Genomic DNA, 15,362 nt, shown 5'->3' with positions numbered 1-15,362 from the left:
CCGTGTCAGAGATACAGCGAGTCATAGAAGAATCCGTTCCGGGCAAGCAGGTTACCATCGCTCATGTAATTGCTTCGCCCATACCGGAGGTATATGAGTGTCTGGGCATTGATGAGCTTGGGGCCATCGGAATTTTAACCCTGTCTCCTTTTGAAACCTCCATCATTGCTGCTGATATTGCGGCGAAGGCAGCCAGTGTGCAGGTGGGATTTTTGGACCGCTTCACCGGCTCCGTTATTATCGCAGGAGACGTGGACAGTGTGGAGACAGCCCTTCGGGCAGTGTGTGATACCTTACGGCGCGGACTTGGATTTTCCGTGCCGGATATAACCAAAACATGAGAAAAAAGAGAATCATGATCATCGGACCGGGAGGCAGCGGAAAAACTGCCCTTGCAGCCGCAATCAATGGTTTAGACGGTCCTGTCAAACGGACACAGAACATGGTATATGGGGAGAAAACCTTAGATGTACCGGGAGTTTATTTAGAAAGTCCCTGGATGCACAAGCATATCATTGCGGCAGCTCAGGACGCCTCCCATGTACTGATGCTGGTAGACCAGTCCTCATGCCGGGAGAGTTATCCCCCGGGATTTGCAAAAGTATTCCGGGTGCCGGTAATCGGAGTTATTACAGGAAGCGGAAATAAGCCGGAGAATGACGGCTGGTGTATACGTCAGTTAAAAAAAGCAGGGATTATAACTCCCTGTATTCATATCAACTTACCGGACCGGACTGGAATTGATGAGTTGATGGAAGTTATAACGAGATGCCCAAAGAACATGGGCAAATATTAGGAAATACCCTTCGGGTATCCCTTTATGTCCAAAAAGCGTGGACAAATCTAAAGAAAGGAGGGAAATGTAACGTGGAGCAATTTGTAATGAACACAAAGGTATATATGGGAACATCTTGTCTGGAGAAAATCAAGGAACTTCCTGTAGAAAAAGCTTATATCATCTGTGATCCCTTTATGGCTCAGTCCGGTAAGGTGAATTTAATTACAGACCTGCTTATAGAAAAAGGAAGCAGCTTTGAAGTTTTCTCAGAAGTAGTGCCTGATCCTACGATCACAGTGGTATCAAAGGCAATCGGCGGAATGAATGATTTTGGACCGGATACGGTGATCGCCTTAGGCGGAGGCTCTGCCATTGATACTGCAAAGGCAGCCAGCCACATTTACACACAGATGGGAAATGATAAGCTGAATTTAATAGCAGTTCCAACCACCAGCGGAACCGGAAGCGAAGTAACTAATTTCTCCGTTATTTCTGATCCGGAAGCTCAGGCGAAATATCCTCTGCGCTCCGACAGCATGGTACCGGATGCTGCATTCCTTGATCCCCGCTTTACCGAGTCAGTACCGCCTCATATTACGGCAGATACCGGTATGGATGTCTTAACCCATGCGTTAGAAGCCTATGTTTCAACCAATGCAGGTGATTTTACCGATGCATGTGCGGAAAAGGCAGTCAGACTGGTATGGAGCCATCTGGCACGTACCGTGGAAGAAGGAAGTGACATGGAGGCAAGAACTCACATGCACAATGCTTCCTGCCTGGCAGGAGTTGCTTTTAACGGCGCATCCTTAGGACTATGCCATAGTATGGCACATGCACTGGGAGCCCGTTTCCACATTCCTCATGGAAGAAGCAATGCAATGTTGCTACCGTATGTGATCAGCTATAATGCTGGTTTAGAAGATGCGGGAGATTTTGCAGCATGCAGCAGATATGTTGCAATTGCCAACATGCTTGGCATAGCAGCTGGAACAGAGAAAGCCACGGTACACGGCCTGGTGCGTCACATTAAGAATCTTATGAATAAGATTAAAATACCGCAGCAGATCACCGAATTAAACGTGGACAAAGACGAATTTGAACAGGCTGTACGGGAAATGGCAGAGAAAGCACTTCAGGATAACTGCACATTGACCAACCCAAGAGTACCTGCGGTAGAAGAGATCGAAACGATTTACCGTAAGCTTTGTAAGGGGGGCTATTAATGAAATTCATCACCGAAGACGATTTAAGAGTTTTATTCAGAAGAGAACCATTTGCCTCTTATGATCTTCCGGACCAGGCAAAGCTTACACCAGGGGCGCGTCAGTTCCTGTTAGACAAGAAGATATCATTTTGTGATGCCCCACTGACGGCAAAACGCAAAACATCAAAACCGGCAGAAGTAATCGTAGAGACACCAATCATAGAGCCTGTACCGGATCGTTTCTTATTAAAATTAGAAACCTTAAAGGCACAGTTTCTGGAAGCCGGAATTACCTTATTAGACAGGGACGTGCTGTTAGCAGAGCAGGTATTTGATTTAGAGCGGAAGTTATCTTTCGTGGGGAAAGGTGCTTCAGGCCAGTTAAATTCATTTAAACCCTGCACCGGATTTAATAAGGAAAACCAAAACGAACCATACTCTGACTGTTTTGAGATCACCGGCTTTCATGCCCAGTCTGAAAAAGGAAGAGAAATAGTTCTGTTACATCGTCTGCGCTGCTGCGTCAGAGAACTTGCGGCAGAAGCAGGAGAAAAGAATTTCAACCCGGTCGTTAATCGCTTATCCCAGATGATCTGCCTGTTATATGGAGGAAACACATGTCAAAGAAAGAAATAACATTTGATAGCTGCAACCAGCTGGTAAGCCAGTTTGAAGCAGTGGTAAAAAATCCTGTCAGGGAACATTCCTCCGTTTATTACACGGGAGTGGATTTGGGAACAGCGTGCGTGGTACTGGCTGTACTTGATGAGAATTTTAAGCCGGTAGCCGGCGCTTACCGGTATGCGGATGTGGTACGTGACGGAATGGTGGTTGATTACATCGGCGCCATCCGCATCGTTCGTGAGTTAAAGGCAGAACTGGAGGAGAAGCTGGATACGGAACTGCTTTATGCAGCTGCAGCCATTCCTCCGGGAACCGATTCACTGGACGGCGGAGCGATCAAGAATGTGGTCCAGGGAGCGGGATTTGAAATCACTGCCCTTCTTGATGAACCAACGGCGGCAAACGCTGTATTAAAAATACAAAACGGCGCAGTGGTGGATATCGGCGGCGGAACCACAGGAATTTCCATTTTAAAAGATGGAAAGGTGGTTTATGTAGCCGATGAGCCGACGGGAGGAACTCATTTTTCCCTGGTTGTATCCGGAGCTTACAATCTGCCTTTTTCAGAGGCAGAGCTCTATAAGCGCAAGGAAGAAAACCACAAAGAGCTGCTTCCGGTATTAAAGCCGGTAATCGAAAAGGTGGCCTCCATCATTAACAGCCACATCAAAGGCTATGACGTAGATGAGATTTACTTAGTAGGCGGTACCTGCTGTCTTGCAGGGCTCGAAACAATTATTGAGAAGCAGACTGGGATCCGCACAAGAAAACCGGATAATCCCATGTTTGTGACTCCTCTGGGAATCGCATTCTCCTGTACTCAGGAGGAAATGGATTAAAAGGAAGTGGACGTATGGAATATCGGATTATTAAATCACCGTCACCTGGAACCATTGATATCTTAAACCGCAGAAAAGGGTCAGGGGCTTCCACTCCCATCGGAAAGGTGGATGCCATTGGTCTCGTTCAGGGCCGGATTATTGAAATGGTATGTGCCGCCGATGTGGCGGAAAAGGCCGTGGGTGTTACGGTAGAAGATATCAAGGGGAGCTGCCCACAGAACATGATCATGCTGGCGATTTTTGGAGATACGGCATCAGTAGAGGCAGCGATAGAAGAAATCAGGCGAAGAGAGAAAAGAGGCGGGATGGAATGGTAGCAGCAAGACTGATTGACAATATCTGGGCGACCAGAAAGGCGGAGTCTTTAAACGGTTATAAGTTTATGCTTGCCGAGATCATTGGCGGAACACGGGAAGGTGAGCGGCTCATTGTAGCAGACATCATCAGCGCCGGTATCGGTGACCGCGTGATCATTTCCACCGGCTCTTCAGCCAGACGCATGCTGGGAAACGATGAGATTCCCGTTGATGCCGTAGTAATTGGGATTATTGATGAAGACTGCCAATTTATATAGAAGGGAAGTGATCATATGAAGCAGTTGATATGCGCAAAAGACGTAGAGACGTTGCATGCGGAAGGCAAAAAAGTATTTTACGCAGAGAGCGGAAGCATTATCACACCGTCAGCAAAGGATACAGCAGATGCTTACGGAATTACCTTCTGCGACAAAGCAGAAGAGAAAGCAGAAGCGAAAGGAGCGTTTGCAGGAATGGATATTGACAGCGAGAAAATTTATATGGTACTTAAGACTCTTATGGAGAATGGAATGTTAACTGACATTTTAAAACCATATGAGGCAGAAAGCCATGGCAACGGTTTAAAGGTTGTCCGCGGAAGCTCTGTAAAGATGGATGTATTCGATACAGGCGATCCTAATGTAAAAGCTTATTATCAGGAGCTTGTAAGCAAAGAAGAGTCAAAGATGAGCGCTGGTTTCCTGGTAATTGACCATTCTGAATTTGAGTGGGAACTGACCTATGAAGAAATCGATTATGTAATTGAAGGAACCTTAACTGTGACCATTGACGGAAAGACCTATACGGCAAAAGCCGGAGATGTGCTCTTTGTACCGTCAGGATCAAAGGTAATCTGGGGTTCTCCGGACAAGGCAAGAGTATTCTACTCAACCTATCCGGCTAACTGGGCTGACTTGGTTTAAGGAGGTAAATGATGCAGGCACTTGGCTTTATAGAAACAAAGGGTGTGCTGGTGGCAATTGAAGCTGCCGATGCCATGTTAAAGGCGGCGGATGTATCTCTGGTAGAGAAAACCAAAGTTGGCGGAGGTCTCATTACTGTTACGGTGACCGGCGATGTGGCGGCAGTGAAGGCAGCGGTTGAGGCCGGAGCGGCGGCAGTGGAACGGATTAACAGTGCCGCATTAATCACACGCCATGTGATTTCAAGGCCTCATGAGGAACTTGCAGCTGTCATCGGCGGCAACACTCCAGATGAACCGGAGCAGGCACCAGTACCGGAGATTACAACGGAACCGGAAGAAGAGGCAGCCGAACCAGTGAAAGAGACAGTTGAATCATCTGCCCAGATAACAGAAGAAGAACCAAGCTCAGAGACAGAGCTGGTGGATACCATAAAGAGAGAGACCATTGATCTGTGGATGCACCAGGACGGCCTTCTTGAGACCATGAAGATACTTGAAGATATGAAGGTAACAGAGCTTAGGACGCTTGCCCGGGAATATCCCGAATTCAGCATAGCTGGAAGAGAGATTTCAAAGGCAAATAAAACCCTGCTGCTGGAAGAATTCAGGAAGTATTACGGACAAAATGATTAAGATTTTTAGAAGAGGAGATACGGAACATGGAAAATTTTGATTATGATTTGCGTTCCATCCAGGAAGCAAGGGATTTAGCCAGATGCGGAGAAGCGGCCGCAAAGAAAATCGCCGGATATACGGCAGAACAGATTGATGCCATTTTAAGAAGTATGGCAAAGGCAGGGGAGGAGCATTCCCTGTGCCTTGCACAAATGGCAGTTGAAGAAACAGGATTTGGTAAAGTGATGGATAAGGCTTATAAGAACCATGCAGCTTCCACGCTTTTATATGAAGAGATCAAGGATATGAAGACAAGAGGAATTCTTTGTGAAGATACCGCAAAGCAGACCTTTGAAGTAGCAGAGCCGGTAGGTCTTGTAATGGGTATCGTACCTTCCACAAACCCAACCTCCACTGTATTCTTTAAATCCATGATCGCAATTAAATCAGGAAATGCAATCGTATTCTCCCCACATCCATCTGCAGCAAAATGTACTCAGAAGGCTGCAGAGGTTATGCGTGAAGCTGCAATGGCTGCTGGTGCACCAGAGGGAATTATCAGCTGCGTAACCATGCCTTCCATGGGATCCACCAATGAGCTGATGAAATGTAAAGAAGTTTCCATTATCATCGCAACTGGCGGTCCTGGTATGGTAAAAGCTGCTTACAGTGCAGGAAAACCAGCAATCGGCGTAGGCGCTGGAAACTCTCCGGCTTACATCGAAAAGACTGCTGACGTAAAACATGCAGTAAGAACCATTATGGCCAGCAAGACATTTGACTACGGTACCATCTGTGCTTCCGAACAGTCCATCATCTGTGAAGAAAGCAATCATGCAGAGGTTGTAGCAGAGTTAAAGAGCCAGGGCGGTTATTTTATGACAAAAGAAGAAACCGACAAGGTTTGCAACCTGTTATTCAAAAACGGTCATAACATGAACGCGAAGTTTGTAGGACGTTCTCCTGAAGTGATCGCAGCAGCTGCAGGCATCACCATTCCGGAAGGCACAAGAGTGCTAATCGGTAAGCAGGAAGGCGTTGGCGAGGAATACCCATTATCCTACGAAAAGCTGACAACAGTTCTTGGTTTCTATACCGTTAAGGACTGGGAAGAAGCATGTGGTTTAAGCTACCGCCTGTTACAGAACGGTATCGGACATACCATGAGCATTCATACTCAGGACAGAGATATGGTTTTAAAATTTGCAGCAAAACCAGCTTCCAGAATTCTTGTTAACACAGGCGGAAGCCAGGGCGGAACCGGAATCAGCACAGGTCTTCCAATTGCCTTTACATTAGGCTGCGGAACCTGCGGCGGAAGCTCTGTTTCTGAAAACGTAAGCCCGAAACATTTACTGAACGTAAAGACAGTAGCCTTCGGCTTAAAAGACTGCGCAACCATTGTAGATGACGACCCAACTTTCATGTGGAAAGAAAAATCACAGGCTTCCTCTTCCTTCAGCCCTGCTGAGCTGGTTGCTTCCTTTGAGAAAAAGGAAAGCGCTCCGGCAGCTTCCTGCCAGAGTAACTGCGATGACAATGACAAGCTTGCGGCTCTTGTAAAGGAAATCGTTCTGGCTATGAAAGGCCGGTAATCAGAACTGAAAAAGGAGAACAGCAATGGATAAGTATGAAGCGGTAATCAAGCTCTTAATGGATGCTGTAAAATCAGATTCCGGCAGTGATGAGCTGACGATTCCGGTAGGCGTTTCCAACCGCCATGTGCATTTGTCCCAGGAAGATTTAGATACTCTTTTTGGAAAAGGTTACGAGCTGACCAACATGAAAGAGCTGTCTCAGCCCGGACAGTATGCATGCAAGGAAATGGTAACGGTATGCGGTCCCAAGGGAGCCATTGAAAAAGTCCGCATTTTAGGACCTGTAAGAAAACAGACACAGGTGGAAATTCTGGCTGCCGACTGCTTTAAGCTTGGCAGAAATACAACACCTAAAATGTCCGGCGAACTGGCAGGAACACCAGGAATTACACTGGTAGGACCCAAAGGCACCGTAGAGACAAAAGAGGGCTTCATCATCGCCCAGAGACATATTCACATGTCACCGGCTGACGCATTAAAATTCGGCGTACATGACGGAGAGACAGTTAAGATTGAGACAGAAGGAATCCGTGGAGGAATCTTTAACAACGTGGCAATCCGCGTAACAGAAACCTCAGCGTTAGAATGCCACTTAGATACGGAAGAAGCCAATGCAATGGGGCTTTCCGGTTCATCTAAGGTGACAATTGTAAAATAAGGGAACTATTAAAAATTAATTATAAAAAACCAGGAGGATTTAAAAATGAAATATGATGCATTAGGAATGATCGAGACGAAAGGTTTAATTGGATCCATCGAGGCAGCAGATGCTATGGTTAAGGCAGCTAACGTTACTTTAATCGGTAAAGAATTCGTAGGCGGCGGTCTTGTTACTGTTATGGTAAGAGGCGATGTAGGTGCTGTTAAGGCAGCAACTGATGCAGGCGCAGCAGCAGCACAGCGTGTAGGCGAACTGGTTTCCGTACATGTAATTCCTCGTCCACATGCAGAAGTTGAAACAATTCTTCCTGCAGTAAAAGAAGTTTAATCCCAAAGTCGGATATGCCTGGTTCTCTCCGTTTTTCACGGTGGAGAGCCAGGCATTTTTGTTATTTTCAGATGGTACATGTAGAATAATAATGTTTTTTGTTGGTTACAAATATTAAGGGTTTTAACTGCTATGTTAATGTACAATTGCTCGTTTTTTATACATGTTCTATAAAAAACGAGTAATATTTCCGTATATAATAGACAAAACAAATTTTATTATGTATAATACGAAGTATATGTGCAGGAGGCAGAAAGCAGGTGAATTCATGCGTCATAATAAAAGTGTGATGAGGAGTCTTATGATGGTAACCCAATTGGGGTTAAACGTGATGGTGCCTGTATTTGTCTGTATTCTTGCCGGTTACTATATCGACCGGTATGCAGGAACGAAGTTGTTGCTGTTATTTATGATTCTGGGTTTTCTGGCTGGTGGATCAAACGGATATAGAGTGGTCAAATCCACATTTGACATCAATCAGCGACAAGACCAGGAGGAGGATCGGAAAGCACGCATGGAGAGACTAAAAGAAGCAAGACCCATGGTGAATAAGCCAAAGCAGCCGAGCCGTATAAAAAAGAGCAATGACGAGAAACTTAAATAAGCAGGAGGATTTGTAATGGATAAAGAAACAAAGAATCTGATCGCTGAGGTTTCGGCTGGAATTGTTTTTTTTACAATGGCAGCTATGCTGGCGGCACTTTTTGTGTATCCTCAGGCCTCTGTTTTTGCAGGATTGATCCTGGGAATGGTATTGGCTCTGGTCATGTTTTTTTCCATGGCCCTGGTGTTGGATCGTTCCATGAAAACCATGGATCCCAGGACTGTTCAAAAATGGGGAATTATAAGCGCATCCGTCCGTTATCTGCTGTTGATTGCCATATTGATAACCGTTATCAGTATGTTTTCAGACCGAATCAATCCGGTAGCATTAGTAACAGGAGTCCTTGGACTCAAGGTAGGAGCATTTTTACAACCTGTCATACACAAAATCGCATTTAATAAGAATAAAAAGGTTTAACCTCTTGCGGTAATGTGAATTATTATTAAGAAAGGAGGCTATAGCGTATGGTCATTGCGAATGCCAGTAATGTGGACTTTATGATCAAAGGTGTTACAAAGTTTCACGTGTTTGGGCAGGATCTGTGGATAACTACTACAGAGATCGGTCTCAGCATAGTGACAATCGTGATTTTGATTTTTGCATTTATCACGGACCGTAAGATGAAACGGGCAACGGAAGTGCCCGGAACATTTCAGAATATTGTGGAAATGGCGGTAGAGGCACTGGATCATCTGGTGAGTGGAAACATGGGTCATAATGCGAAAAAGTTTGTCAATTATATCGGAACAATATTTCTTTTTATTCTGTTCTGTAATATCAGTGGTTTATTTGGACTCAGAACCCCAACAGGAGACTTTGGTGTCACATTTATGCTCGGTGTATTCACATTCTGCATCGTTCAGTACCAGGGAATCAAAAACCACGGAATCGGGCATCTTACAAGCATGGCGCAGCCATTTGCGGTATTATTTCCGATTAACTTAATCGGAGAAATTACAAACCCAATATCCCAGGCGCTCCGTTTATTCGGAAACATGATGTCAGGAGTCGTGATCATGGGATTATGGTATGGTATGATGCCAATCTTTGTTAAGATCGGTATCCCATCATTCTTACATGTATACTTTGATTTATTTTCCGGTTGTATACAGACTTATGTATTTTGTATGCTGACCATGGTATATGTAAATGATAAGTTGGATTAATTAAACATTTCATTAATAATTTTAATTCAGGAGGATTTTTCTATGAACGGAATTTCAGGACAGGATTTTATCTTGGGTTGCTCAGCAATCGGCGCAGGCATCGCCATGATCGCAGGTGTTGGACCTGGTATTGGACAGGGTATTGCAGCAGGACATGCAGCTTCAGCAGTAGGTCGTAATCCGGGAGCAAGAGCCGATATTACTTCTACTATGCTTTTAGGACAGGCTGTTGCCGAGACAACAGGTCTTTACGGTTTCGCAGTTGCCGCTATCCTTATGTTCTTAAAGCCATTCAGCTAAGAATCGGATTGGCAGGAAAATAAGAAAGAGCGAGAGGAGGCGAAACCTTGGACCGATTATTGGGATTTGACCCACAGCTGCTTTTCGATTCATTTATCACTGGTATCAATGTATTTATCCTGTTTTTTGCATTATCTTATAAGCTTTTTAACCCGGTGCGTGATTATCTGGAAAAAAGAAAGCTTAAAATTGCAGGAGAGTTGAAAAGCGCAGCCGATGATAAAGAAGCAGCTCATGTTATGAAGGAAGAATATGAGGCCAGACTTCTGGAAGTAAGAAAAGAGGCAGAAGAGATTCTGGAGGATGCCAGAAAAAGAGCAAAGCAGCGTGAGGCAGAGATTATATCAGAAGCCAGGGAAGAAGCGAGCCGCATTGTTATGAGAGGTAACCGGGAAGTGGAGATGGAGAGAAAGAAAGCGCTTGATGATATGAAGGAACAGATCATATCCATCGCTTCTGTTATGGCTGGTAAAGTCGTGGCAGCATCCATTGATACTTCCGTACAGGATTCTCTGATAGATGAAACCTTGAAAGAGATGGGTGAGAGCACATGGCAAAGCTAGTATCAAAAGTATACGGTGATGCATTGTTTGAGGAAGCCCTGGAAAAACAGAAAGTGGACGCTTTGTTCGAGGAAGTAAAAAGCCTGCAGACAATCTTTGCAACAAATCAGGATTTTGCAGGACTTCTTGATAATCCAAAGATAGCCAAAGAAGAAAAGGCAGGGATTATTACGGAGGTATTCGGCGGACGGGTATCGGAAGCTCTCATGGGGTTCCTGGCAGTCATTGTCGAAAAGGGCAGACAAAAGGAAATCAACGCAATCTGTGATTACTTTATCAGCACTGTCAAAGAATATAAAAGAATCGGCGTGGCACACGTGACCAGCGCTGTGGAATTAAAAGAAGAGCAGAAAGCTCAGCTTCTCAATAAACTGTTGGGCACAACCAGCTATCAGGAGTTTGAGATGGATTATCATGTTGAACCCTCCATTATCGGGGGACTTGTAATCCGGATCGGTGACCGGGTAGTGGATTCCAGCATTAAGACGCAGATCCATGAACTGCGTCGCAGCTTGTTAAAGCTGCAGATATCGTAACAGAAACTTTGCAGAAAGAAGGTGCAAACCTTAATGAATTTAAGACCAGAAGAGATCAGTTCCGTCATTAAGGAACAGATTCAAAGATATTCAACGAAGCTGGAAGTCTCTGATGTCGGTACAGTCATTCAGGTAGCGGACGGAATCGCCCGTATTCACGGCCTTGAGAATGCAATGCAGGGAGAACTTCTGGAGTTTCCGGGAGAAGTCTACGGCATGGTTCTCAACCTGGAAGAAGACAACGTTGGTGCGGTTTTACTTGGTACCGGCGCGATCAGTGAAGGCGATACGGTAAAAACTACAGGACGAGTGGTAGAGGTTCCGGTAGGTGACGCACTTACAGGGCGTGTAGTGAATTCCCTTGGACAGCCGATCGACGGTAAGGGACCGATACAGACAGACAAATTCCGTAAAATAGAGCGGGTTGCTCATGGTGTAATTGACAGAAAATCAGTAGATACTCCTCTTCAGACCGGTATTAAGGCAATTGATGCCATGATCCCAATCGGCAGAGGACAAAGAGAGCTGATCATCGGAGACCGCCAGACTGGTAAGAGCGCTATTGCTCTTGATACTATTATCAACCAGAAGGGGCAGGGCGTGAAGTGTATCTACGTTGCCATCGGCCAGAAAGCCTCCACCGTTGCTACGATTGTAAAAACATTGGAAGAGTACGGCGCTATGGATTACACAACTATCGTGGTTTCCACTGCTTCCGACTTAGCTCCCCTTCAGTATATCGCTCCATACTCCGGATGTGCAATCGGAGAAGAGTGGATGGAGAATGGTGGAGATGTCCTTGTTATCTATGATGATTTAAGTAAACATGCGGCAGCTTACCGTACCCTGTCTCTGCTTCTTAAGAGACCACCGGGCCGTGAGGCTTATCCTGGAGATGTTTTCTATCTTCATTCCAGGCTTCTTGAGCGTGCTTCCAGACTTTCTGATGATTTAGGAGGAGGTTCCTTAACTGCACTTCCGATCATTGAGACTCAGGCAGGCGACGTATCCGCTTACATTCCGACCAATGTTATTTCCATCACAGACGGTCAGATTTATCTGGAGACAGAGTTGTTTAACTCAGGATTCCGCCCTGCGATCAACGCAGGTCTTTCCGTATCCCGAGTGGGAGGTTCTGCTCAGATTAAGGCGATGAAGAAGATCGCTGCGCCCATCCGTGTGGAGCTGGCTCAGTACAGAGAGCTTGCAAGCTTTGCCCAGTTCGGATCTGAGCTTGACAAAGAGACAGCAGAACAGCTGGCACAGGGAGAAAGAATCAGAGAAGTATTAAAGCAGGGTCAGTATCAGCCGATTCCGGTTGAATATCAGATCATCATTATCTTTGCGGCAACGAGAAAACTGCTTTTGGATATTCCAACAGCTAAAATCCTCGATTTTGAGAAGGCTTTAACAAGCTTTATTGACGGCAAATATTCTGAGATTCCTGCAAGTATACGCGAAACAAAACAGCTTACACCTGAGACAGAAGAACTGTTGGTTAAAGCAATCAATGAGTGCAAAGCAGGTGTTTTTTAAAGGCAGGTGAAAATCATGGCATCCATTAGGGATATCAAACGAAGAAGAGACAGTATTTCGAGTACCGAACAGATTACCAAAGCCATGAAACTCATATCTACCGTAAAGCTGCAGAAATCCAGAGCAAAGGCAGAAGCTTCTAAGCCATATTATGATATGATGTATGATACCATAAACTCTATGCTTAGTAAGTCCGGAACCATTGAGCATAAATATTTAAAGGCAGGGGATTCCAGGCGGAAGGCAGTGATTGTCATTACCGCCAACAGAGGTCTTGCCGGCGGATATAACAACAATATTGCCAAACTGGTTCTGCAGGATGAGCGCTTAGAGCCGGAGCTTACCGATATCTATGCCATTGGCCGTAAGGGAAAGGAAGCTTTGGGAAGAAAGGGCTATCACATTATCCAGGATTATTCCGAGGTAATCAATGAACCCTTATACCGGGATGCTTCTGACATTACCATGGAGCTTTTGGATGCATTCGGACAAAACCAGATCGGAGAGATCTATCTGGTTTACACCTCATTTAAGAATACGGTAACCCAGATTCCAACCATAAAGAAACTTCTTCCTGTTGAGATGACCGAGGGAAGTGAAACGGCGGATCTGGCACTTATGAACTATGAGCCCAACGAAGATGAGGTTCTGGATTCCATTATTCCAAAATACATGAGCAGTCTGATCTACGGCGCTTTATTAGAGGCAGTAGCCAGTGAAAATGGAGCTAGAATGACAGCCATGGATTCTGCAACAAATAATGCGGAAGATATGATAGAAGAGCTTGGACTGATTTATAACCGGGCAAGACAGGGGTCTATTACCCAGGAGCTTACCGAGATTATAGCAGGTGCCAATGCAATATCATAACTGTTAAATATAAATAAAGGAGAAACAAGATGGCAGAACAAAATATTGGTAAGATCACCCAGATCATCGGTGCCGTATTGGATATCAAGTTCAGCCAGGGTAAGCTGCCGGACATCAATGAAGCCATTGATATTATCACAAAAGACGGCGGCAGACTGGTTGTAGAAGTATCCCAGCATCTTGGCGATGATACCGTAAGATGTATCGCCATGGGCACAACCGATGGACTGGTACGTGGTATGGAAGCGAAATCAACAGGCGCTCCTATCAGCGTGCCGGTTGGAGAAGAGACTCTGGGACGTATCTTTAACGTTCTGGGCGATCCAATCGATAAGAAACCAGCTCCGGATGTAAAAGAACGTTTCCCGATTCACAGATCCGCTCCAAGCTTTGAGGAGCAGCTGACAGATACAGAGATTCTGGAAACCGGAATCAAAGTCGTTGACCTTCTCTGCCCTTACCAGAAGGGTGGTAAGATCGGACTGTTCGGCGGTGCAGGAGTTGGAAAAACCGTATTGATTCAGGAATTAATCCGTAATATTGCCACAGAGCATGGCGGATATTCTGTATTTACGGGAGTTGGTGAGAGAACCCGTGAAGGAAATGACTTATATCACGAGATGCAGGAATCAGGCGTTATCAATAAAACAACCATGGTTTTCGGACAGATGAATGAGCCGCCGGGTGCCCGTATGAGAGTCGGTCTTACAGGGCTTACCATGGCTGAGTATTTCCGTGACCAGGGTGGTAAGGATGTGCTTTTATTCATTGACAACATCTTCCGTTTTACCCAGGCTGGTTCTGAGGTATCCGCTCTTCTTGGACGTATGCCTTCAGCCGTTGGCTATCAGCCCACTCTTCAGACAGAGATGGGTGCGCTTCAGGAGCGTATTACATCAACAAAGAACGGTTCTATCACTTCCGTTCAGGCAGTTTATGTACCGGCAGATGATTTGACTGACCCGGCTCCGGCGAATACATTCGCCCATCTGGATGCAACAACGGTTCTTGACCGTTCTATTGTAGAGCTTGGTATCTATCCTGCAGTAGATCCGTTAGGGTCCACTTCCAGAATTCTTGATCCCCGTATTGTAGGCGAAGAGCATTACCATGTTGCCCGCGGCGTTCAGGAAGTACTTCAGAAGTACAAAGAGCTTCAGGACATTATCGCCATGCTTGGTATGGATGAACTTTCTGAGGAAGATAAGCTGACTGTAGCCCGTGCAAGAAAGATTCAGAGATTCTTATCCCAGCCTTTCTTCGTAGCAGGGCAGTTTACCGGTCTGGAAGGACGTTATGTGCCTCTTTCTGATACCATTCAGGGATTTAGGGAGATTCTGGAAGGAAAGCATGATGATATACCGGAAAGCTATTTCTTAAATGCTGGTAGCATTGATGACGTTCTTGCCCGCGTGAAAAAATAGGGGGTGGAAGATGGCTGATTTATTCAAACTGCAGATCATAACTCCTGAGAGAAAGTTTTACGAGGGAGATGCCTCAATGGTAGAACTTACTACGGAAGAAGGCGAGATCGGTGTATACCGGGGACATATTCCCATGACTGCGATTGTTGCACCGGGAATTATAAAGATTCATGAAGAAGGCGGCATAAAAGAAGCTGCACTGATATCGGGATTTCTGGAAATTTTACCGGAAAAAATTGTAATTATGGCAGAAGTGGCAGAGTGGCCGGAGGAAATCGATATAAGCCGTGCACAGGAGGCAAAGATACGTGCAGAACGCCGCTTGAAAGAGCAGGACGGAGAAATCGATATTATAAGAGCGGAGATCGCGTTAAAAAAGGCGCTGGTCAGAATTTCTCTTATGAAATAGAAAAAAGGGATTTAAACCGATTTATGCGGTTTGAGTCCCCTTTTTTTGTGGATTAATATACCAGAAAAGTCTCTGATTGTG

General features: G+C 45.4%; 22 protein-coding genes. All 22 read left to right on the top strand.

What is annotated here, in order from left to right; all coding sequences use genetic code 11:
- The first annotated feature begins 2 nt into the window (after positions 1-2).
- The 22 genes from RZO55_RS22120 (at position 3) to atpC (ending at position 15,281) form a co-directional block, all read left to right on the top strand.
- Positions 3-341 carry a BMC domain-containing protein gene (locus RZO55_RS22120; RefSeq protein WP_318066431.1) on the top strand — a complete coding sequence of 113 codons (339 nt, stop codon included), beginning with the start codon at positions 3-5 and terminating at the stop codon, positions 339-341.
- Positions 338-796: a EutP/PduV family microcompartment system protein gene (locus tag RZO55_RS22115; protein ID WP_318066430.1), complete on the top strand. Its 459-nt coding sequence runs from the start codon at positions 338-340 to the stop codon at positions 794-796. Before RZO55_RS22120 ends, RZO55_RS22115 begins: the two co-directional genes overlap by 4 nt.
- 71 nt (positions 797-867) lie before the next feature.
- A complete protein-coding gene (locus RZO55_RS22110) occupies positions 868-2,004 on the top strand; it encodes a 1-propanol dehydrogenase PduQ (RefSeq protein ID WP_318066429.1) in 1,137 nt (378 codons plus the stop codon).
- Complete coding sequence (locus RZO55_RS22105) at positions 2,004-2,621, top strand: hypothetical protein (RefSeq protein WP_318066428.1); 618 nt, start codon at positions 2,004-2,006, stop codon at positions 2,619-2,621. The genes RZO55_RS22110 and RZO55_RS22105 overlap by 1 nt, the downstream gene beginning before the upstream one ends.
- Entirely contained in the window at positions 2,603-3,448 is an 846-nt protein-coding gene (gene eutJ, locus RZO55_RS22100; RefSeq protein ID WP_318066427.1) for an ethanolamine utilization protein EutJ, read from the top strand. The genes RZO55_RS22105 and eutJ overlap by 19 nt, the downstream gene beginning before the upstream one ends.
- Positions 3,449-3,462: 14 nt before the next feature.
- A complete protein-coding gene (locus RZO55_RS22095; RefSeq protein WP_318066426.1) occupies positions 3,463-3,768 on the top strand; it encodes a BMC domain-containing protein in 306 nt (101 codons plus the stop codon).
- Positions 3,762-4,025: a EutN/CcmL family microcompartment protein gene (locus RZO55_RS22090; protein ID WP_097003135.1), complete on the top strand. Its 264-nt coding sequence runs from the start codon at positions 3,762-3,764 to the stop codon at positions 4,023-4,025. The genes RZO55_RS22095 and RZO55_RS22090 overlap by 7 nt, the downstream gene beginning before the upstream one ends.
- 15 nt (positions 4,026-4,040) lie before the next feature.
- Entirely contained in the window at positions 4,041-4,670 is a 630-nt protein-coding gene (locus RZO55_RS22085) for a EutQ-related cupin domain-containing protein (protein ID WP_318066425.1), read from the top strand.
- An 8-nt stretch (positions 4,671-4,678) separates the two neighbouring features.
- Positions 4,679-5,305, top strand: a complete 627-nt coding sequence (locus RZO55_RS22080) for a BMC domain-containing protein (protein WP_336624347.1) — start codon at positions 4,679-4,681, stop codon at positions 5,303-5,305.
- Between the two features lie 26 nt (positions 5,306-5,331).
- Positions 5,332-6,882 carry an acetaldehyde dehydrogenase (acetylating) gene (locus RZO55_RS22075; RefSeq protein WP_318066424.1) on the top strand — a complete coding sequence of 517 codons (1,551 nt, stop codon included), beginning with the start codon at positions 5,332-5,334 and terminating at the stop codon, positions 6,880-6,882.
- A 25-nt stretch (positions 6,883-6,907) separates the two neighbouring features.
- Entirely contained in the window at positions 6,908-7,543 is a 636-nt protein-coding gene (locus RZO55_RS22070; protein WP_318066423.1) for a phosphate propanoyltransferase, read from the top strand.
- 45 nt (positions 7,544-7,588) lie between these two features.
- Positions 7,589-7,873: an ethanolamine utilization microcompartment protein EutM gene (eutM, locus tag RZO55_RS22065; RefSeq protein WP_318066422.1), complete on the top strand. Its 285-nt coding sequence runs from the start codon at positions 7,589-7,591 to the stop codon at positions 7,871-7,873.
- 268 nt (positions 7,874-8,141) lie between these two features.
- Positions 8,142-8,477, top strand: coding sequence for an AtpZ/AtpI family protein (locus RZO55_RS22060; RefSeq protein ID WP_318066421.1), 336 nt, complete (start codon positions 8,142-8,144; stop codon positions 8,475-8,477).
- Positions 8,478-8,492: 15 nt separating this feature from the next.
- A complete protein-coding gene (locus RZO55_RS22055) occupies positions 8,493-8,894 on the top strand; it encodes an ATP synthase subunit I (RefSeq protein ID WP_318066420.1) in 402 nt (133 codons plus the stop codon).
- 47 nt (positions 8,895-8,941) lie between these two features.
- Positions 8,942-9,643: a F0F1 ATP synthase subunit A gene (atpB, locus tag RZO55_RS22050; protein ID WP_318066419.1), complete on the top strand. Its 702-nt coding sequence runs from the start codon at positions 8,942-8,944 to the stop codon at positions 9,641-9,643.
- 42 nt (positions 9,644-9,685) lie between these two features.
- Entirely contained in the window at positions 9,686-9,943 is a 258-nt protein-coding gene (locus RZO55_RS22045; RefSeq protein ID WP_318066418.1) for an ATP synthase Fo subunit C, read from the top strand.
- Between the two features lie 47 nt (positions 9,944-9,990).
- Positions 9,991-10,506 (top strand): F0F1 ATP synthase subunit B, encoded by a 516-nt coding sequence (gene atpF, locus RZO55_RS22040; protein ID WP_318066417.1) that lies wholly within the window; start codon positions 9,991-9,993, stop codon positions 10,504-10,506.
- Positions 10,494-11,042, top strand: a complete 549-nt coding sequence (atpH, locus tag RZO55_RS22035; protein ID WP_318066416.1) for an ATP synthase F1 subunit delta — start codon at positions 10,494-10,496, stop codon at positions 11,040-11,042. Before atpF ends, atpH begins: the two co-directional genes overlap by 13 nt.
- A gap of 33 nt (positions 11,043-11,075) precedes the next feature.
- Positions 11,076-12,578 (top strand): F0F1 ATP synthase subunit alpha, encoded by a 1,503-nt coding sequence (gene atpA / locus RZO55_RS22030; protein WP_318066415.1) that lies wholly within the window; start codon positions 11,076-11,078, stop codon positions 12,576-12,578.
- Positions 12,579-12,593: 15 nt separating this feature from the next.
- Positions 12,594-13,448, top strand: a complete 855-nt coding sequence (gene atpG / locus RZO55_RS22025; RefSeq protein ID WP_318066414.1) for an ATP synthase F1 subunit gamma — start codon at positions 12,594-12,596, stop codon at positions 13,446-13,448.
- 29 nt (positions 13,449-13,477) lie between these two features.
- The gene (atpD, locus tag RZO55_RS22020) at positions 13,478-14,872 is read left to right on the top strand and encodes a F0F1 ATP synthase subunit beta (protein ID WP_318066413.1); all 1,395 of its coding nucleotides are present in this window, start codon (positions 13,478-13,480) and stop codon (positions 14,870-14,872) included.
- Between the two features lie 10 nt (positions 14,873-14,882).
- Positions 14,883-15,281, top strand: coding sequence for an ATP synthase F1 subunit epsilon (atpC, locus tag RZO55_RS22015; RefSeq protein WP_318066412.1), 399 nt, complete (start codon positions 14,883-14,885; stop codon positions 15,279-15,281).
- Positions 15,282-15,362: the final 81 nt, after the last annotated feature.

This window comes from Clostridium boliviensis (assembly GCF_033342255.1).
GTDB lineage: Bacteria > Bacillota > Clostridia > Lachnospirales > Lachnospiraceae > Lacrimispora > Lacrimispora boliviensis.
Note: the sequence above shows the minus strand (reverse complement) of the source record. Positions and strands in the feature narration are given on the sequence as shown.